Consider the following 17,161-nt stretch of genomic DNA (forward strand, 5'->3'; position numbering starts at 1 on the left):
CCGTTCGACAAGGTCGCCCCCAACACCCCTTTCGTCCGCAATGATCCGTGAAGCAATCAGCGGAACAGCTTGGTATCTACGGGGGAGTTCTATTAACGTCTGATAACGCAGCGCGGTCGGCAACGCCGTCCCAAGCGGCACCGTGCGCCATCGCCTAATCCCGAACACCCTGGTCAGGGTGTCAGGGAACCGGGGAACCACCTCCCTCCCAACGCGGAGGGAACTGGGGTGAATCGGGTCGGCTGGGCAACCAGCAGACTCGTAGGGGACCTTCCTGCTCCGAACCCGTCAGCTAACCCGGTCGGCGAGAAGGAAGGAAAGGAGTGCGCCAGTCGTGGCGTCCAACCAGCCTGCCCCGGAACTTCTTTCCGAGCCCGATTCGGAACCCGTTTCGGAACCGGTTCCGGAACCCGTTTCGACCTGGAACCCCTCGGAAGAGGACGTGGCTGCGGTTCGCGGGCGCCACCGGCTCCCCAAGCAGCGTTCGATGTCCAGGGGCGGCACGGTTCTCGGCGTGGCGACGATGGCGGCGGTGGGCGTCGGCGGTGTGGCCACGGCGGAGGGCAGCTCCCCGGTCTCCCTGTCCATGCCGGACCTCGGCTTCGGCGACGGGCACCCCTCCGCCGACGCGGCCGGGACCACGACGGCCGCGGCCAATGTGCAGAACGCCGGCGAGCAGCTGCGCACCCGCATACTCGCCCAGGCCGAAGGGCAGCAGAGCGCCGCCGAGAACGCGGACCGCACCCAGGCCGAGAAGGACGCGGCCGGCAAGGCGGCGAAGGAAGCCGCGGCCAGGAAGGTCCGCGAGGAGGCCGCGAAGAAGGCCATCGCCGACAAGGCCGCCCGGGAGAAGGCCGAGAGGGCGCGCAAGGCCAAGGAGGAGGCCGAGCGCAAGGCCAACCTCGGCCGCTACGTCCTGCCCACCACCAACTTCCAGCTGACCGCCGGCTTCGGCCAGGCGGGCAACCTGTGGTCCCACAACCACACCGGCCTCGACTTCGCCGCCCCGACCGGCACCTCGGTGTACTCGGTGGCCCAGGGCGAGATCACCTCCGCCGGGTGGGCGGGCGCCTACGGCTACCGGATCATCGTCAAGCACACCGACGGAACCGAGACCTGGTACTGCCACCTCTCCTCGATGGTCCGCACCTCGGGCAAGGTCGCCCCCGGCGACACCATCGGCCGCGTCGGCGCCACCGGCAATGTGACCGGCCCCCACCTCCACCTCGAGGTCCGCCCGGGCGGCGGCACCCCCATCGACCCGCGCCCGTGGCTGCAGAGCAAGGGCCTCAACGTCTGACGCCCCCCGATTCCACCCCTGGATCCCGACGGCCCTGGTGAAACCCCCGTCATCAGGGCCGTCGGCTCCCTTCTCCCTTACACCGACAGCTACGCGGGACACCAACAGATACGCGGGCTACACCGACAGGTGCGCGGGCTACACCGACAGGTGCGCGGGCCGGTGCGTCCGCGCCTCGATGTCGCCGGCCGCCTTCTCCAGGATCTCGTGCGCGAGGTTCGAGCACGCCCGCGCGGCGGCGATCTCCTCCCCGATCCGGGTGTCGGGCTCATCCTGCGGATTGCGCCGGGAGTACCCGTGACCCCTCACATCGGGGGCGCCCTCTCCACTCAGCGTCGCCGTGCAGGCCGTGCGCTGCTCGTCCTCTTCGAATGCCAGGTAGATATTCCAACGGTTCTTCATGGCGGACCACCTCTTCGGCATAGCGCTGCGCCACCTCCCAGCCTGCGCCTGCCGTGCCCACCCTGGCAAGGGTGATCAAAGGGACACGGGGGAACGGCGTTCCCTGTACTCGTCGGAGGTGATCCCCATGACGACGACGTCCCAGTGGTGGCCTTCGAAGAACTCTCGCTCCCGCAGCCGCCCTTCCTGCGTGAAGCCGATCTTCTCGTGCAGGGCGAGCGACGCAGTGTTGAAGGCATAGATGTAGACCTCGCACTTGTGGAAGCGCCGCTCGTCGAACATGTAGCGCAGAAGAGTCAGCACCGCCTCGGTGGCGTAGCCCCTCCGCCGGTGGTCACGGTCAACCGCCAGACCGCAGGTGAACCGCCCAGCCCGGCGGTCAGCATCGATGACCGATATCGCCCCGGCGATCTCCCCGGAATCCCGGCTCTCGATCGCCAGGGAGAAGCAGTCCTCATCGACCGGCTTGCGGACCAGTTCGGCAGTCTCCGCTTCATGGGCCTCATCTGCTCTGGGTGGAACGATCCGGAAGACACTTCGGGCGTCGTTCGAGTCCTTCTCGAACCGAGAGAAGTAGGGCCAGTCGTCAGCCTTGAAACCCCGCAGCCTTATGTGCTTGTTCTCCCAGAGGGAATGGTGAGCGGGGCCGGGGCCGTCAACCATTGATGTACTGCTCGAACGTCAATGCGTGATGCCACGCGGCGTCACGCCACTGAAGATGCAGCAAGACCGCGCCCGCGTCGTCGTCCGACTCGAATCCCAGGAACCGGTCGTCCTTGTCGAACCTAAGCGAGACCAGGAGTCGGCTATCGAAAACCCAATAGTCGTATTGGGGTAGCCGTAATTCCATGGCCTTCTCCCGCGATAAGTACCTGATGTCCTCCCCGGCCTTGAGATTGTGCGGCGTGTTGGCGAGTTCCCAGCGCAGATAGTCGCTGGGCGGATCGTCGACAACTCGTACCCGCTCTACGCGTTTGCCCTGCCCTGTCTGCTCGGACATCACATCGAGCCATGGCTGTAGCCAGCTCACGCCAGGATCATCGCCCGCGAGAAAGCGCTGATACGGTTCATCCTCCCCGGCGACTCCATATGAGGTCCTGACCTCTAGGCGATAGGCAGTGTGCTCAAAATCAGTGAAGAGCGCGAGGAAAGAGTCCGGATCGCTGTTCGGTTCCCCCATGTCACGCTTTCACTTGAAGGACTCGAGGAGCGACCGGGGGACCACGACGAACCGCTCGCCGGGCAGCACGTCACGCAGCTGTGAGAGCGCCTCGGGGTCGGTCAGCTCGTAGCCCTGCACCACGATGTCGCCCGAGTCGGTCTCGTAGAGCGACGGGCAGCTTCCGGAATTGCTGGAACTGCGCAGGAAACGTAATTTCATCATCTCTCCTTCGATCCGCTATGTCAGTGCGTGCGTGCATCGTACTGGGGGTCAGGGAGGCGCGCCAGACCGCAGTGCGGCCTTATCCGAGGTCAGGGTGTGACTCGATGGGAAGCAGCTGGGTTTCGGCCATCGACAATCCTGGCGCGGCCATCCCGGAGCAGAATGGATTATTCCCACGAAGACTGTGGTAACCATGCCGGAATGGACTGCTGAGGTGCAGTGAGGGATTCGGGGGAATCATGGGTAGCGGTCATGATCAGGGGGCGATCAGGAACGACTTGTCAGGCACTGCGGGAGCCGTCGTGCAAGCAGGCACTGTCCAGGGCGGAGTACATATCTCGGTCGCGACGGATGAGGGCTGGACCGCCCCCAGGCAGTTGCCTCTGGATGTGACCGGATTTGTCAACAGGCGCCGAGACATTGCAGAGCTCGACTCACTCCTGTCACACTGCGCTCAGCAATCACCCGTATTCCTTCCTTCGCCGATCGTTATATCAGCGATTGCGGGAGCCGCGGGAGTCGGTAAGACCGCTCTGGCGGTGCACTGGGCGCACCGAGTACGCGAAGCCTTCCCGGACGGCGACCTTTACGTGAACCTGCGTGGCTACGATCTAGGGCCTCCCCTGACCGCAGCCCAGGCGCTGGACGGCTTCCTCCACTGTCTCAATGTGCCTGCCGCGCGTATCCCCAGCGAGTTGGGGGCCCGATCCGCCCTCTTCCGGTCCCTGCTCGACGGCAGGCGTGTGCTGCTCGTCCTGGACAACGCTGCAGCGGCTGACCAGGTGCGGCCGCTCTTACCGGGTTCCCACCGTTGCCTAGTCCTGGTCACCAGCCGTAGCCGACTGTCAGGTCTCGTGGCCCGGGAGGGAGCCACCCGCATGGTCCTCCAGTACCTGTCACCCGAGGGATCCCTCCAACTGCTCAGGGAGATTATCGGCCGCGTGCGAGTGGACGCCGAGTTGGCAGCGGCCGCTCAACTGGCGGAACGCTGCGACCATCTACCGCTCGCCTTGCGCATCGTGGCTGAGCGTGCGATGGGTCATCCACACAGCAGCTTGCGGGACCTCGTCGGTGAACTGGCCGACGAGCGCGACCGGCTGGATGCGCTGGCCACGGACGACGACGAGGTGACGGCCGTACGCACGGTGTTCTCGTGGTCATACCGAGCCCTTCCCGAGGCGGTCGCGCAGACCTTCCGATTGCTGGCGCTGCATCCGGCGCCGGAGTTCAGCACCCGTGCTGTCGCAGCGCTGTCCGGTATCTCCGCGGTGCAGGCGAGGCGACGCCTGGACAGACTGCATGGTCTTCACCTAATAGAGCAGACAAGTCGGGATCGGTACCGTTTCCATGATCTACTTCGTTCATATGCACTGGAGCAGGCCATGGCTGAGGAGTCGGACATCCTTCGAGGCGATGCCGTCGACCGGACGTTGAACTGGTATCTCCACACCGCGTGTGCCGCCGCACGTGTCATTCTTCCGCAGGGCCGCGCCGTCCCCTTACCTGACCAGACTCCCCAACCTGACCCGGAGACGTTCGCCGATCTGGACGCTGCTCTGGCCTGGTGCGAACAGGAACGGCTGGTACTTCTCGATGCGGTACGCCAAGCCGATGCGCTGGGAAGATACGAGATCGCTTGGAAACTGCCGGTCGCGCTGATGGGTTTCTTCGAGCGGCGCTCCTACTGGGACGACTGGATCTCCACACATCGCGTGGGCCTTGCCGCTGCCCGGAACCTGGGCGACCGGTTCGGAGAGGGGTGGACGGCACTCAGTCTCGGTGATGCCTATTGGGACCTGCGGGACTTCGGCTCCGCTCAAGAAGCCTATGCCCAGGCGTTGGAGGTGACACGGGACACCGGCGACCGCTGGGGTGAGGCATTCGCGCTACGCGGTATCAGTCTGGTGCACCTGGAACAGGGGAGCTTCGAGCGAGCCATCGACTACTCGGAGCGGGCACTCCCCGCCCTCGTCGACCTCGGCGAGCGGCGAGGCCAGGGGATGTGCCTGCTCAGCATCGGGCAAGGGCAGCATGGGCTGGGACATCCGGACCAAGCGGTAGCTCAGTATCTGTCGGCATTGGAGATCTTCCGTGAACTGGACAACCGGTGGAGCGAGACGCTGGGCACATTCCGCCTAGCCTTGGCCCTGCAGGATCTCGGAAGGCACCATGAGGCAATCAGCGCGTTCGAGGATGCTGCTGCATCCTTCGCTGGACTCGGGGATCGCCGCCACGAGGCCCTTGTACTGGACTGTCTGGGCCAAGCCCACTCGACGGCCAGCGACTATGCGGCAGCCCGGCAGGCATGGCAACGCGCCCTTGCCCTGCTCACCGAACTGGACGACCCACAGGCATCAACGGTCCGCTCGCGACTGGGGGACCTACCGCAACCCCCTCTCTGAGACCCGGGATCCGGGGACCGCGAACCGAGACCGATTCAGTGGAATGGGCGGAAGGGGCTCTCCGTCGGCGTCGGTCCACCAACGCGCAGTGATCCTTCGAGCAGCAAATTCGCTCCCGGGCCTCCTTCGACCGCCGACTTCCCTCGGATGCATCTCGCCCCGGATGGGAATCAGACCTCACGAACAGCAACCCTTCCCCGATGCCCCGTCATGCTGACCATGGTCCGTCCGTTGGCCTAGAACCTCTAGCTCTACTAGCTCGAACTGACGGGTCAGTTGGAGGACGAAGCTTCCCTTCGGAACTCCTGGAAGGCCGCGTTGGGCATCGCATGCTCCAGCTTCCAGACCACCTTCATCGGCCTACTGCCCTCGTGTGAAATATGGCGAGCTGGCCCTAGTAGCAGCCATGGCTGAGGAAGTCTGCGCTCGGTTTCTTTGTGCCGGCGAGCAAAGAGGAGGACATGGCTACCCCGCTCGACGTGGTGGATGTAGCGCTGAGCGGTTGCACTTGTGGCACCCACCCCGCTCTGGGTTTCCCAATGGAAAATGTTTGGTGCGCTCGCGTAGTCGTTGTACATCGTGCTTTGAGTGAACTTCTTCTGATCCTTTTCGATTGTAATGAGGAAGGCGTCGGTGTTGATTTCCTTGCAGTGGGCGACACCTGCATTGAATGAGGCAGGTAGACGTCCGCCCAATTTAGTGTAGTTGAGTGCAGTCCAGATTTCCTCTCGAGTATAGGAAGCGTGTAGTGCAAGGGAGAGCTCACTGAACGGATCTGGTAGAGGTGCAGGCTTGAAAGGGCTGCGGCTCAGGTCAAGAGCAAGGACTTGGCTAAGCTCCATGACAACTGCCGGGTTCCTTCGGATGAGATCGAGTCCCTGCTGATATGTGCTCAACCCGGTGGCGTTGGGAAAGAACGAGAAGAAGAGCATTCGAGCGTAGCCCTGATCCTTTGGGTTCAAGTCCTCATAACGTGGCGCATTTTCCTGGAGTAGACGGGAGTAGGCCACCAGACGTTCAGCATCGTCGACATTTAGGAAGGCGCGAATTCGGCTGAGTAGCTCTGCCTCACGTTCCCTCGGCGCATCGGTGTGAAGTTTGGCTCGGCGCAGCAGATTTGTCCAACAGCGATCTCGGTTATCGTACAAGTCGGCGATGTCACGCTGACTCCGATGCAGATAGCCCGCGATCGTTGTTTCTTGGCTCGCTTTAATGTCGGCAGCCAGTGTTTGGACGTTCCAATCGACCTGGTCGCGGATATTCTTGAGAACTCTCTCCTGTGAGACTGCATCCAGAATGATCTCGCAACCCGCAGGTAGCTGAGGGAACTCGCGTTCAAGTGCTGACACTAGTTCTCTGTGCGTATAGCCGGTCAATGCTCTATAGCGGGGCTCGAATCGGAACTTCTGGTGCTGATGCCCTATAAAGTCGAGAACAGTCAACACTGTCTTGTTGGGTGAACGGCGCAGACCTCGCCCGAGTTGCTGAAGGAAGATGGTGGCGCTAGAAGTAGGACGAAGCATCAAGAGGGTATCGATATCAGGAATGTCGATACCCTCGTTGAACAAATCTCGCGTAAAGAGGACCTGAATGTCCCCGGAGTGAAGGCCCGTCAAGGCATCCCTTCGCTCATTATCGGGAGTTTGACTGGTTACGGCCATGGCCTCCAGCCCGGCACTGCGAAAGTGTTCAGCCATGTATTCAGCGTGTCGCACTGAGGCGCAGAATCCGATAGCCCGCATCTTCTGTGGTGTGGCGAACCTTCGGTAAATTTCGTCGATGACGTGGCGTGCTTGAACACCATTGGCCAACAGTGCGTCAGTCAGTGCTTCTACTTCATACTCTCCACCCGTGATATCTACATTGCGGAGGTCGGTGCCGTCATGGAGGCCGAAGTAGTGGAACGGGCATAGAAGGCGATCTTCCAGCGCTTCCCACAAACGCATCTCTGCAGCAATTCGTCCTTGAAATAGAACGTCCTGGACGTGCTTCCCATCCATTCGTTCAGGGGTTGCGGTCAAGCCTAGAAATTGTAGCGGGGTGAAGTGATTCATCACCTTCTTGTAAGTCGGAGAGACGGCATGGTGACACTCATCGATGACGATGATGTCAAACATGTCTTTGTCGAAGTTTTCCACCTTTCCAGTTAGTGACTGAATCGTTGCGAAGGTAGCATCCCAGACGTCTGGCTTTTGCTTTCCGCTTAGAATCTTCCCAAAATTCGGCTCCCTCAAGACGACTTGATAGGTTCGCTGGGCATGCTCCAAAATTTCTTGACGGTGGGCAATGAACAGTAGTTTCAATTGCTTCTGGCCTAGTTGGCGTCGCAAGCCCAAATAGTCCAGGGCGGCAATTACGGTCTTGCCCGTTCCGGTGGCCGCCACCAGGAGGTTGGTATTATAGACTTCTCGGGCGACGCGCAAGTGTTCGAGCATTTCTAGCTGGTGAGGGAGCGGGCGGACTCGGATACCTGTGTTGCTAGTCAACTGGCCAAGATTTGCCTCTGTCTCTGGCGGAATATTGCCCTTCCCACCGTGCGAACCCCAGGCTTGTTGGAGAGCAGCATCGAGGCGTTCGGCGTCGCGGTCAGGATCGTACGCCTCGAACGCGTCGTCTTCCCAATAGGCGTTGAATGTGGCTTCGAACTTTGTCAAGGCCTTCTTAGTGGCGATAGAGGAGAGTCGGACGTTCCACTCGAGCCCGTCGAGCAGCGCGGCCTTGGAAAGATTGGAGCTACCCACATACGCGGTGTCGTAGCCAGTGCGTCGACGGAAGAGCCACGCTTTTGCGTGCAGCCGAGTTGTGGAAACTTCGTAGTTGACCTTTACTTGCGCGCCAAATCGTCTTACCAGCCAGTCGAGGGCCTGTCGCTCGGTAGCTCCTATGTAGGTGGTCGTGATAACCCGGATGGGTACGCCCCGCTCGGCAGCCAAGGTGAGCTGATCATGCAGTACGCTAAGCCCTGTCCACTTCACAAAGGCACACAACAGGTCTACGCCGTCGGCTGTTGTCAATTCGGCCCGAAGCTCTGCGCCGAGGCTCGTGTCACCTTTCGCGTTGGTGAGCAGCCCGGCCTCAACAAGCGGAGTTGTGGGCCGGACCGGACGTACCTTGTACACACCCTTAGTTCCCGGCTCTGGTTCAGCTAGAGCAAGCAGTTCGCGCGGACCAGGGATGAGTCGATCCAAGGACTTCGGCGGCTCGTGCAGCAAGGGCCCGTCGATTGTCTCTGTCGCCATCTTCGCTGCAGCGATCGCTTGAAGGATGTTGTTAGCCGCGTTCACTTGCAGCTCAAGGGGCACGCCGGCCAGTGCTTGTTGCGCAGCATTGCGGATGTGTTCAGCGAGGGCATGAGGAGCTCGCTCCGCCTCGACCATCCCTTGCACCGGCTCCAAGCCGCCCTCCTGAAGCTCCTTAAGGGTGACCGAGAGCTGTTCGGTGATCAGCTCCTCGTAGAGCCCCGTGGGCAGCTTCTGATCGAGTCGGCGTGGGGAACGATCGGGCACGGCACCTCCGAGTGACTGTGTGTCTTCTCGTTGTAACAGGTAACGCCGACAGGCGGGGCCTGGTGGAGGAAGGTCGTAGCTGCCCCGGCCCATAGGGTGATGGCATGGATGCGCAACAAGTCGTGGTCGGTGGAGCAGTGATCAGGGGTGGGCAGTTGCTAGCTGCGCGCAGGAGTGCGCCGCCCGAGATGGCTGGCCGGTGGGAGTTCCCGGGCGGAAAGGTTGAACCTGGAGAGAGCCCCGAGGAAGCGTTGACCCGAGAGTTGCGTGAGGAGCTCGGGATCGAGGTCCAGGTGGGAGCACAGTTGGAGGGTGAGTCCGTTCTTCGTCCAGGGCTCGTTCTGCGCTTCTGGACGGCCCAGTTGGTGTCGGGGGAGCCTAGGCCACTTCAGGACCATGATGCCTTGAAGTGGCTGAGCGCCGGTCAGTTGGACCACGTGGACTGGCTGCCCCAAGATCGAGTGGTTCTCGAGTGCGTGGCCAAGCTCCTCACTACGGGGAGTTGAGTCTTCGAGTGGGCTGTCGCCCCTGGAGCTCTCCCCGGATTCGGGGGGCGTCCGTAGCCTGAGGCGCATGATCAGAGCTGTCGTGTTCGATGTGGGGGAGACCCTCGTTGACGAGACCGAGGTCTTTGGGTCGTGGGCCGACTGGTTGGGGGTGCCGCGGCATACGTTTTCGGCGGTGTTCGGGGCCTCGCTGACGCGGGAGGTCGATCACTTCGATGTGTTCCGGACCTTCAAGCCCGACTTCGACATCGAGGTCGAGGCGCGCAAGCGGGCCGTCGCCGGGGTGGCGGAGGGGTTCGGGGTGGCGGATCTCTATCCGGATGTGCGGCCCTGCGTCGAGGCGCTCAAGGCGGCCGGGCTGTGGGTCGGGATCGCCGGGAACCAGCCGAAGCGGGCGCGCGGGAATCTGGAGTCGTTGCGGCTGCCCGTGGACCTGATCGGGGTCAGCGCCGAGTGGGGGGTGTCCAAGCCGGATCCCGCCTTCTTCGAGCGGGTGCTGGAAGAAGTGCCTTTCCCGGCCGGCGAGATCCTCTACGTGGGTGACCGGATGGAGAACGACGTGGTGCCCGCCAAGGCACTGGGCATGCGGGCGGCGTGGCTGCGGCGCGGGCCGTGGGGGTTCCTGGCGCGGGAGAACGGGGATCACCGGCTTCCCGACGTCCGGCTCGGCGGGCTCGATGAACTGCCTGAGTGGGTGGCGCGGGCCAACGGGGAGGGGTGAGGGGCTGCCTCAACGGCGCCCCGGCGTCACCGCTGCCCGGTCACTTCGGGGTGGGTGCGCAGCGCGGTCAGGAGGGTGTGCCAGGCCTCTCGCTGGGGGGCGTTCAACGGGGTCAACAGGGCCTCGCGCAGTGCCTGTTCCTCCTTCCGCGCCCAGGCGAAGGCTTCACGGCCCTCGCTCGTGATCCGGAGGATGTAGCGGCGCCGGTCGGCGGGGTCTCGGTCCCGCGCCGCCAGCCCGGCGGACAGCAGGTGGTCGACGATGTCGACAAGATCGCTCGGGTCGATGCCCAAAGCGGCGGCGATGGAGCGCTGGACGGTCGGCCCCCTGTCGGTGAGGACCGCCAGGACCGCCACGTCCCAGCGGTTCATGTCGCGCTCCGCCAACCGCTCGGCGAGGCGGCGGCGGGCGGTCAGGGCAATGCGCGACAGAACGAAGACGTCCTGGTCGAGGAGGCTGGGCGGGTAGTGGGTCTCCGGCATGGGCATATCGTAGGCTGTCACCAATCGTAGGTGATAACCAACGAATGGAGTGCGAGCCCATGGATGCCCTTTGTCCGCGGCTGCTGGTGGACGACTTCGGGCGGATGTTCCGCTTCTACCGAGGAGTGCTGGGCGAGATCGTGGGCGCGACCGCCGTCAAAGGCGACGAGAGCGGGCCCTACGCCAACTGGGATCTCGGGGACGAGGCCGTTCTCGTCCTCTTCGACCGGGCCGCGATGGCGGCGGCTGTCGGAGCGCCCCCGCCCGAGCCGCGGACGCGGGACCAGGACGGGCTGGCGCTGGTGCTGCGGGTGGGCGACGTCGACAAGGCGGTGGCGGTGTGCGAGCGGTACGGGGCGGTGGTGGTGGCCCCGGCGCGGGACCGGCCGCAGTGGGCGCCGAATCTCCGTACGGCGCACCTGCGGGATCCCGACGGGAATCTGCTCGAGCTTCAGTCCTACTGACCTCTGCCGGCCCTTGCTGAGCCCCGCTGACCCTTGCTGAGCCCCGCTGACCCTTGCTGAGCCCTGCTGAGCCCTTCGATCCTTTCTGAGTCCTGCCGAGTCCTGCCGAGTCCTGCCGAGTCCTGCCGAGTCCGACCGAGTCCCACTGAGTGACTGGGTGGACGCTTCGCGGACCTCGGTGAGGAGCGCCCAGATCCGGGCAGCCCGGCCAGACCGGCCGGCCCGGCGACAGGCCGGACCGGACGCCGGCCGATCCCTATCGGTGCCGTCCCGGGTCCTGGCGGGGGAAGTGGGGGCTGCCCGGCAGCGGGCCCGGGCCGGGGTTCCAGGCCGGTGGGCCCCATCCCGGTCCCGGTCCTGGCGCCCAGCCCGGCGGGCCCCACCCCGGCGGCGGGGGCGGGGGTGCCGGCGGGCGGCAGACGGAGAACGCGGCCTGGGCCAGCGCCGGTTGGACCGCGGCCTTGCGCTGCCACAGGTGGTGCAGGAGTTCCTGTTCCCGAGAGGTGAAGTCCGCGGGTGTGCCCCCGCGAGCCGCCTTGGCCCGCAGGAACGCCAGCGCGGTGGCGAAGCCCTGGTACTCGCGCATCAGCCGGACACCGGCCTCGCCCTGGGTGAACCTGGCGAGGTCGCGGGCGAGTTTGCGGGCCTTCATGGAGGACAGCGCCAGCGGCTCGGGGTGGGATATCCAGCCCGCGGCGGCGTAGACGGGCAGCTGCCTGCCCACGGTCTTCAGCTCGTTGTTCCGCGACCACACCGCCAGCCACACCATCAGGCCGAAGACCGGGACCATGAACACCCCGTAGATCAGCACGAATCCCAGCAGGCCCATGACCGAGGAGCCGTTCCAGACCCCGTGCAGCACCATCGCGACCAGCAGGCCGCCGATGGGCGCGAGGACGCGGAGCGCACGGTTGCGGGTCACGGCGGCCAGGCCGAAGCCGACGCCCGTCATACAGGTGAAGAGGGGGTGCGCGAACGGGGAGATGATCACCCGCATGAAGAAGGTCATGATCGTGATGCCGCCGAGCGTCTCGTTCCCGAACGCCAGGTCCTCACCGAAGGCGTCGCCGAGGTAGAGGATGTTCTCGGTGAACGCGAAGCCGGTCGCGGTCAGCCCGGCTATCACCACCCCGTCGACGATCCCGTCGAAGTCCTTTCTTCGGAACAGGAACAGGAGCAGGATCGCCGCGCCCTTCGTGGTCTCCTCCACCATCGGCGCGGCCACCGTCAGGCTGAGGGTCTCGGAGTCGTCGGGGTTGATCGACCCCAGCCAGTGGGTGGCCCACTCATTTGCGAAGATCGCTATCAGCGTGGCGGCGCACGCGCCCCAGGCGAAGGCGAACAGCAGATTGCGCCAGGGCTCGGGCTCGACGCGGTCGATCCACATGAACGCCCCGACGAGCAGCGGGACCGGCAGCAACGACAGTCCCAGGCCGACGAAGAACCCCTCCGTGCCGACCGACTGCTGGACGAGCGCCAGGATGCCCAGTCCGCACAGCGCGAGCGTGGTCGTGACGGCGCCCGCGCGCAGCGCCTTGTTCTCCAGGAAGGCCCGGCGCGGCCGGTAGCGCCACTGCTCGGCGGGCGGCAGCGAGAACCGGGGCTCCGGATGGTAGGCGGGCACCGGGTGCTGACCGACCGGGCCGGCCGACGGCCAGCCGCCGCCGTGCTCGGAGCCTGCCGCGTACGGGTTCATCACACGACCCTAAGGGCGCGGGCGGACGGCGGACACGGAGTACCGGGACTTGCGGGGCTGTCCGGGGTTACGGGGGGCGTACTACAGGTGTTCAAAGAGCAGGTCGTGCACGATATGGCCCTTCTTGATCCCCTGGCGTTCAAACTTGGTCATGGGGCGGAACGCAGGGCGCGGGGCGTAGCCGTCGTGGAGGTTCTTCAACGTCGGCTCGGCGCCGAGCACCTCGAGCATCTGCTCGGCGTACGGCTCCCAGTCGGTGGCGCAGTGGACGAGGGCGCCGGGGACGAGCCGGGAGACGGCCAGGGAGACGAAGCCGGGCTGGATCAGGCGGCGCTTGTGGTGCCGCTTCTTCGGCCACGGGTCGGGGAAGTAGACGCGCAGCCCGGCGAGGCTCGCGGGCGGCAGCATGTCGCGCAGGAGCACGAACGCGTCCCCGTTCGCGATGCGCACGTTCTTCAGGTCCTCGGCCTCGATCATGCCGAGCAGGTTGCCCTGGCCGGGGGTGTGGACGTCGCAGCCGAGGATGCCCGTCTCGGGGGCGGCCGAGGCCATGCCCGCCGTCGCCTCGCCCATGCCGAAGCCGATCTCCAGGACCACGGGGAGGTCGGGGTCGCCGAAGAGCTCGCCGAGGTCCAGGGGGCGCCCGTCGACCTCCAGGCCGTACGTCGGCCACAGGCGCTCGTGCGCGTCCGCCTGGGCCACGGTGATCCGGCCGCGCCGCGGGTGGAAGCTGCGGATGCGCTGCTCGGGCGCGGTGCCGCCCGTGGCCTCGGCCGTCGAGGCCGGGGGCCCAGTCGGCGAGGCCGGGAGGGGAGCCGTCGAGACCGGGCCCTCAGTCGGCTCGGTCGGGAGGGGAGCCGTCGAGGCCGGGGCCCCGGTCGGCGAGGCCGGAGCCGCGGCCGGAGGCTCGATCCGCGCGCCCTCGGGTGCGGCGATGGGTGTAGTAGACACGATGTCTCGATTTTACGTGCTGCGGGACCCCGCCAGGGCCTCCAGCGCCCTCCGCGCGACCTCTCTGCCGATGGGCAGCGACGCCGTGGCCGCCGGAGACGGGGCATTGAGCACATGGACGAACGGGCCCGAGCCCCCGAACAGGAAGTCGTCCACGAGCGTGCCGTCCCGCAGTACCGCCTGCGCCCGCACCCCGGCCGCCGCCGGGACCAGGTCGTCGGCGCTCACTGCGGGCAGGAGCTGCCGCACCGCCGTGACGAACGCCTTCTTCGACAGCGAGCGGCGCAGCTCGCCCGCCTCGTAGCGCCAGTGCCGCCGGAGGATCCGCCATGAGCCGGGGAACGCCAGCACCTCGGCCATGTCCCGGGGCCGCGCCCGCAGCCAGGAGTAGCCCTCGCGGGCGAGGGCAGGCACCGCGTTCGGCCCGACATGGACCCCGCCGTGCACATCGCGGGTGAGGTGGACGCCGAGGAACGGGAACGCCGGGTCGGGCACCGGATAGACCAGCCCGCGCACCAGGTCACGGCTGCGCTCGGCGAGCTCGTAGTACTCGCCCCGGAACGGGACGATGCGCATGCCCAGGTCCTCCCCGGCCATCCGCGCCACGCGGTCGCAGTGCAGCCCCGCGCAGTTCACCAGGACCCGGCCGCGCACCTCGCCGATGTCCGTCTGGACCGTGATGCCGTCGGGGCGGCGGGCGATCTCGCGCACCCCGGTGCCCGTGCGCAGCTCCACCCCGGCCGCCTGGGCCAGGGACGCCAGGGTCCGGGCCACGGCGCCGAAGTCGCAGATACCGGTGGAGCCCACATGGATCGCGGCCAGCCCGCCGACGTGCGGCTCGCGCTCGGCGATCTGGGCGGGCCCCAGCTCGCGCACCGGGATGCGGTTCTCCCGGCCGCGCTGGGCCAGGGCGTGCAGCCTCGGCAGCTCCTCGCGGGCGGTGGCCACGATCAGCTTGCCGGTGACCTCGTGCGCGATGTCGTGGTCGAGGCAGAACTTCACCATCTCGTCCGCGCCGCGCACCGCGAACCGTGCCTTGAACGAGCCGGGGCGGTAGTACACCCCGCTGTGGATCACCCCGCTGTTGCGGCCGGTCTGGTGCGTGGCGAGGGCGGTCTCCTTCTCCAGGACGGCGACGGATGTGCCGGGAGCGGCCTGAGTGATCGCATGTGCCGTCGAAAGGCCGATGATCCCGCCACCGACCACCAGCACGTCGTAGCCGTACGCCACCGGCCGCCTCCTCGCCTCTCGCCGGGCCCCGGATCCTCGCCGAGCCCGGGACACTCGCCGGTCCCCGGCGTCCTGCCGCCGGACACCGGCCTCTCGCCGCCGCCCGGCCTTCCGCCGCGCTCCGGCGTTCCGCCGTCCCCCGTCCTGTCCCCGATCATTGCCTGCCACGACGCCTTTGACACTACGCGGGCGCCGCCAGAAGCGGACGCGCCCGTTCCCGGAGCTCCATCACCCGTGTGTCGTTGCCGTAGGGCTCGAGCCGGTGCAGCAGATCCCGGACATACTCCGTGGTGCGGGCGGAGCTGATGCGCCCCGCCACCTCCAGGGCCCGGGTGCCGACCGCGCAGGCCGCGTCGAGATTGCCCAGCTCCAGCTCGGCCACCGCCGAGACCACCAGGCGCAGGCCGTGCGAGCGCACGAACTCCTCCGTCGGGCTGGCCATCGCCTTCTCGGTGAACCTGCGCACCTGAAGGGGCGCCCCCAGGTCCCGGTAGCACTCGGCCGCGTCGGCGGCGAGCCGGTCGTAGGAGTAGAAGCCCAGCCAGGACGGGTCGGGGTCGCCCTTGCGGGAGCGCTCGAGCTGCGCCTCGGCCGCGCCTATCGCCGTCCCGCAGGCCGCCGCCTCGCCGGCCTTGGCGTGCGCGCGGGCCTCCACGAGGTGGAAGAAGCTCATGGTGCGGGCGGTGGCGAGCCCGCGGTTGCGCTCCAGGGCCGCCTGGGCGAGGTCCACGCCCTCGTCGGCGAACCCCCGGTAGGTGGCCTGAAGGCTCATCGACGCCAGCACATACCCGCCCAGCGGCACGTCCGCCGCCGCCCTGGCCAGCCGCAGTGCCTGGATGTAGTAGCGCTGGGCCGCCTCCTGCTGCCCGGTGTCGAACGCCATCCAGCCGGCCAGCCTGGTCAGCTCGGCCGTCGCCCCGAACAGCGACCGGCCCACTTCGTCGCTGTAGGCGCCGAGGAGCAAGGGCGCCGCCTCGACGCGCAGGCACTCCGGCACCATGCCGGAACGCCAGTCCCCGCCGCCGTACTTGCTGTCCCAGCGGCGGGCGTCCTCCGCGGCCTCGCGCAGCTTGGAGACGTCGCTGTGGCCCACGCGCTGCGAGGTCGGCTCGGTGACGTGCCGGGCGACCGAGCCGTCCGCCGGGGTGATCAGCCAGCGCGAGGCCGGGGTGGCGTAAGCGGTCACCGCGAACGAGCCCGCCAGGAAGTCCCGCCGCCCCGCCAGGTCGAGCCGCCACAGATCGGTGGCGCTGCGCACGGCGTCCCCCACGTCGCGCGGGAAGGCCAGACCGACCTCGGGTGCCGGGTCGGCGTCGGCCAGCCCGATCTCGTGCAGCGGGACGGGCCGGCCGAGCTTCTGGCCGATGGCCGCGGCGATCAGATGGGGCGCGGCGCCCTGTGGCACCATGCCCTTGGAAACCCAGCGGGCCACCGAGGTCTTGTCATAACGAAGTGTCAAGCCCCTTTGTGAGCCAAGGTCATTCACCCGACGGGCAAGACCGGCATTACTGATTCCGGCCAGCGCCAGCAGAGTGCCGAGCTTCTCATTGGGCCCACGCGCTGCCTTGCTCATGCGGACTCCTCGAAACGTTCCGGACGCTCGAGACGAAGGACGCATGTGCGGCATGTGCCAACGCCATATCCGCCGGATGCGGTTCCGCCGTGCTCACCCATGTCCCCTGCCACCCCCTCGGCGCCCCTGCCACCGCATATAGGCCCGTGCAGCGGCTCGTACCCTGCCCTCACAGCCCTGAGCCGCCGGCCGCGGGTCGTCGCGGTCGGCGTCTTCGGAGGAGCGGGGCCGAGATGCAGCGACGGTCCGTGCTCGGGTAGCACCCAGCGTAGTTCCATGCCTCCCGACCGTTAAGAGCAAGTGTTCCGGATGGCGAGAATCAGTACCTGATGCTCCGGTTGGTTTCATGCTTGTGCTCCCGTCATGTGCTTGTGCGCCCGGCTGTGCGCTCTGCCCTCCCTCCGCCAGGGAGCGCTTCCCTTGAAGTCGTGGGTCGGCCTGCCGCCGAGACTGCGCAGCGCAGAACGTTGGCGGGCCGGGGGACGCCGCCGCCACATTCCCCGCGGGCGGCGGACCGGTCCGGGGGGCGTGCGGACGCCTCCCG

General features: G+C 66.5%; 15 protein-coding genes and 1 riboswitch. Of the genes, 5 read left to right on the forward strand and 10 right to left on the reverse strand.

Features of this window, described 5'->3' with window-relative positions; all coding sequences use genetic code 11:
• The first annotated feature begins 141 nt into the window (after nucleotides 1–141).
• Nucleotides 142–322, forward strand: a riboswitch (cyclic di-AMP (ydaO/yuaA leader).
• Between the two features lie 120 nt (nucleotides 323–442).
• On the forward strand, nucleotides 443–1,300 hold the full coding sequence (locus IEY86_RS09265) for a M23 family metallopeptidase (protein ID WP_308425117.1): 858 nt from the start codon (nucleotides 443–445) through the stop codon (nucleotides 1,298–1,300).
• Between the two features lie 138 nt (nucleotides 1,301–1,438).
• Here IEY86_RS09265 and IEY86_RS09270 read toward each other — a convergent pair whose 3' ends face one another.
• The 4 genes from IEY86_RS09270 to IEY86_RS09285 all read right to left on the reverse strand — a co-directional run bounded on the left by IEY86_RS09270 (nucleotide 1,439) and on the right by IEY86_RS09285 (nucleotide 3,086).
• Complete coding sequence (locus IEY86_RS09270) at nucleotides 1,439–1,702, reverse strand: DUF1876 domain-containing protein (RefSeq protein WP_189131057.1); 264 nt, start codon at nucleotides 1,700–1,702, stop codon at nucleotides 1,439–1,441.
• Between the two features lie 75 nt (nucleotides 1,703–1,777).
• Nucleotides 1,778–2,365, reverse strand: a complete 588-nt coding sequence (locus IEY86_RS09275) for a GNAT family N-acetyltransferase (protein WP_189131058.1) — start codon at nucleotides 2,363–2,365, stop codon at nucleotides 1,778–1,780.
• Entirely contained in the window at nucleotides 2,358–2,882 is a 525-nt protein-coding gene (locus IEY86_RS09280) for a DUF6879 family protein (RefSeq protein WP_189131059.1), read from the reverse strand. Before IEY86_RS09280 ends, IEY86_RS09275 begins: the two co-directional genes overlap by 8 nt.
• A 9-nt stretch (nucleotides 2,883–2,891) precedes the next feature.
• Nucleotides 2,892–3,086, reverse strand: coding sequence for a hypothetical protein (locus IEY86_RS09285; RefSeq protein ID WP_373286981.1), 195 nt, complete (start codon nucleotides 3,084–3,086; stop codon nucleotides 2,892–2,894).
• A gap of 239 nt (nucleotides 3,087–3,325) precedes the next feature.
• Here IEY86_RS09285 and IEY86_RS09290 point away from each other — a divergent pair, with 239 nt between their 5' ends.
• Entirely contained in the window at nucleotides 3,326–5,488 is a 2,163-nt protein-coding gene (locus tag IEY86_RS09290; protein WP_229698259.1) for an ATP-binding protein, read from the forward strand.
• 272 nt (nucleotides 5,489–5,760) lie between these two features.
• On the opposite strand, the gene IEY86_RS09295 is transcribed toward IEY86_RS09290, so the two are convergent.
• Nucleotides 5,761–8,994: a DEAD/DEAH box helicase gene (locus IEY86_RS09295; protein ID WP_229698260.1), complete on the reverse strand. Its 3,234-nt coding sequence runs from the start codon at nucleotides 8,992–8,994 to the stop codon at nucleotides 5,761–5,763.
• A gap of 104 nt (nucleotides 8,995–9,098) precedes the next feature.
• On the opposite strand from IEY86_RS09295, the gene IEY86_RS09300 reads away from it, so the two are divergent.
• Nucleotides 9,099–9,500 carry a (deoxy)nucleoside triphosphate pyrophosphohydrolase gene (locus tag IEY86_RS09300; protein WP_189131062.1) on the forward strand — a complete coding sequence of 134 codons (402 nt, stop codon included), beginning with the start codon at nucleotides 9,099–9,101 and terminating at the stop codon, nucleotides 9,498–9,500.
• Between the two features lie 67 nt (nucleotides 9,501–9,567).
• Complete coding sequence (locus tag IEY86_RS09305) at nucleotides 9,568–10,221, forward strand: HAD family hydrolase (protein WP_189131063.1); 654 nt, start codon at nucleotides 9,568–9,570, stop codon at nucleotides 10,219–10,221.
• 26 nt (nucleotides 10,222–10,247) lie between these two features.
• On the opposite strand, the gene IEY86_RS09310 is transcribed toward IEY86_RS09305, so the two are convergent.
• Entirely contained in the window at nucleotides 10,248–10,703 is a 456-nt protein-coding gene (locus IEY86_RS09310) for a MarR family winged helix-turn-helix transcriptional regulator (protein ID WP_189131064.1), read from the reverse strand.
• Between the two features lie 59 nt (nucleotides 10,704–10,762).
• On the opposite strand from IEY86_RS09310, the gene IEY86_RS09315 reads away from it, so the two are divergent.
• Nucleotides 10,763–11,167: a VOC family protein gene (locus IEY86_RS09315; protein WP_189131065.1), complete on the forward strand. Its 405-nt coding sequence runs from the start codon at nucleotides 10,763–10,765 to the stop codon at nucleotides 11,165–11,167.
• 256 nt (nucleotides 11,168–11,423) lie between these two features.
• Here the strand turns inward: IEY86_RS09315 and IEY86_RS09320 are convergent, their stop codons facing one another.
• From IEY86_RS09320 to IEY86_RS09335, 4 genes are all read right to left on the reverse strand, one after another.
• Complete coding sequence (locus tag IEY86_RS09320) at nucleotides 11,424–12,863, reverse strand: PrsW family intramembrane metalloprotease (protein WP_189131066.1); 1,440 nt, start codon at nucleotides 12,861–12,863, stop codon at nucleotides 11,424–11,426.
• Nucleotides 12,864–12,944: 81 nt separating this feature from the next.
• On the reverse strand, nucleotides 12,945–13,814 hold the full coding sequence (gene trmB / locus IEY86_RS09325) for a tRNA (guanosine(46)-N7)-methyltransferase TrmB (protein ID WP_229698261.1): 870 nt from the start codon (nucleotides 13,812–13,814) through the stop codon (nucleotides 12,945–12,947).
• 12 nt (nucleotides 13,815–13,826) lie between these two features.
• Entirely contained in the window at nucleotides 13,827–15,044 is a 1,218-nt protein-coding gene (lhgD, locus tag IEY86_RS09330) for an L-2-hydroxyglutarate dehydrogenase (protein WP_189131067.1), read from the reverse strand.
• 181 nt (nucleotides 15,045–15,225) lie between these two features.
• Nucleotides 15,226–16,617 (reverse strand): NsdA family TPR-like regulatory protein, encoded by a 1,392-nt coding sequence (locus IEY86_RS09335; protein WP_189131068.1) that lies wholly within the window; start codon nucleotides 16,615–16,617, stop codon nucleotides 15,226–15,228.
• Between the last annotated feature and the right edge of the window lie 544 nt (nucleotides 16,618–17,161).

The organism is Wenjunlia tyrosinilytica, from assembly GCF_014646055.1.
Classification (GTDB): Bacteria; Actinomycetota; Actinomycetes; order Streptomycetales; family Streptomycetaceae; genus Wenjunlia; species Wenjunlia tyrosinilytica.

Coding starts and splice junctions, on each gene's coding strand:
- IEY86_RS09270 (WP_189131057.1), bottom strand. CDS start 1,702: ATGAAGAACCGTTGGAATATCTACCTGGCATTCGAAGAGGACGAGCAG.
- IEY86_RS09275 (WP_189131058.1), bottom strand. CDS start 2,365: ATGGTTGACGGCCCCGGCCCCGCTCACCATTCCCTCTGGGAGAACAAG.
- IEY86_RS09280 (WP_189131059.1), bottom strand. CDS start 2,882: ATGGGGGAACCGAACAGCGATCCGGACTCTTTCCTCGCGCTCTTCACT.
- IEY86_RS09285 (WP_373286981.1), bottom strand. CDS start 3,086: ATGATGAAATTACGTTTCCTGCGCAGTTCCAGCAATTCCGGAAGCTGC.
- IEY86_RS09290 (WP_229698259.1), top strand. CDS start 3,326: ATGGGTAGCGGTCATGATCAGGGGGCGATCAGGAACGACTTGTCAGGC.
- IEY86_RS09300 (WP_189131062.1), top strand. CDS start 9,099: ATGGATGCGCAACAAGTCGTGGTCGGTGGAGCAGTGATCAGGGGTGGG.
- IEY86_RS09305 (WP_189131063.1), top strand. CDS start 9,568: ATGATCAGAGCTGTCGTGTTCGATGTGGGGGAGACCCTCGTTGACGAG.
- IEY86_RS09310 (WP_189131064.1), bottom strand. CDS start 10,703: ATGCCGGAGACCCACTACCCGCCCAGCCTCCTCGACCAGGACGTCTTC.
- IEY86_RS09315 (WP_189131065.1), top strand. CDS start 10,763: ATGGATGCCCTTTGTCCGCGGCTGCTGGTGGACGACTTCGGGCGGATG.
- IEY86_RS09320 (WP_189131066.1), bottom strand. CDS start 12,863: ATGAACCCGTACGCGGCAGGCTCCGAGCACGGCGGCGGCTGGCCGTCG.
- IEY86_RS09335 (WP_189131068.1), bottom strand. CDS start 16,617: ATGAGCAAGGCAGCGCGTGGGCCCAATGAGAAGCTCGGCACTCTGCTG.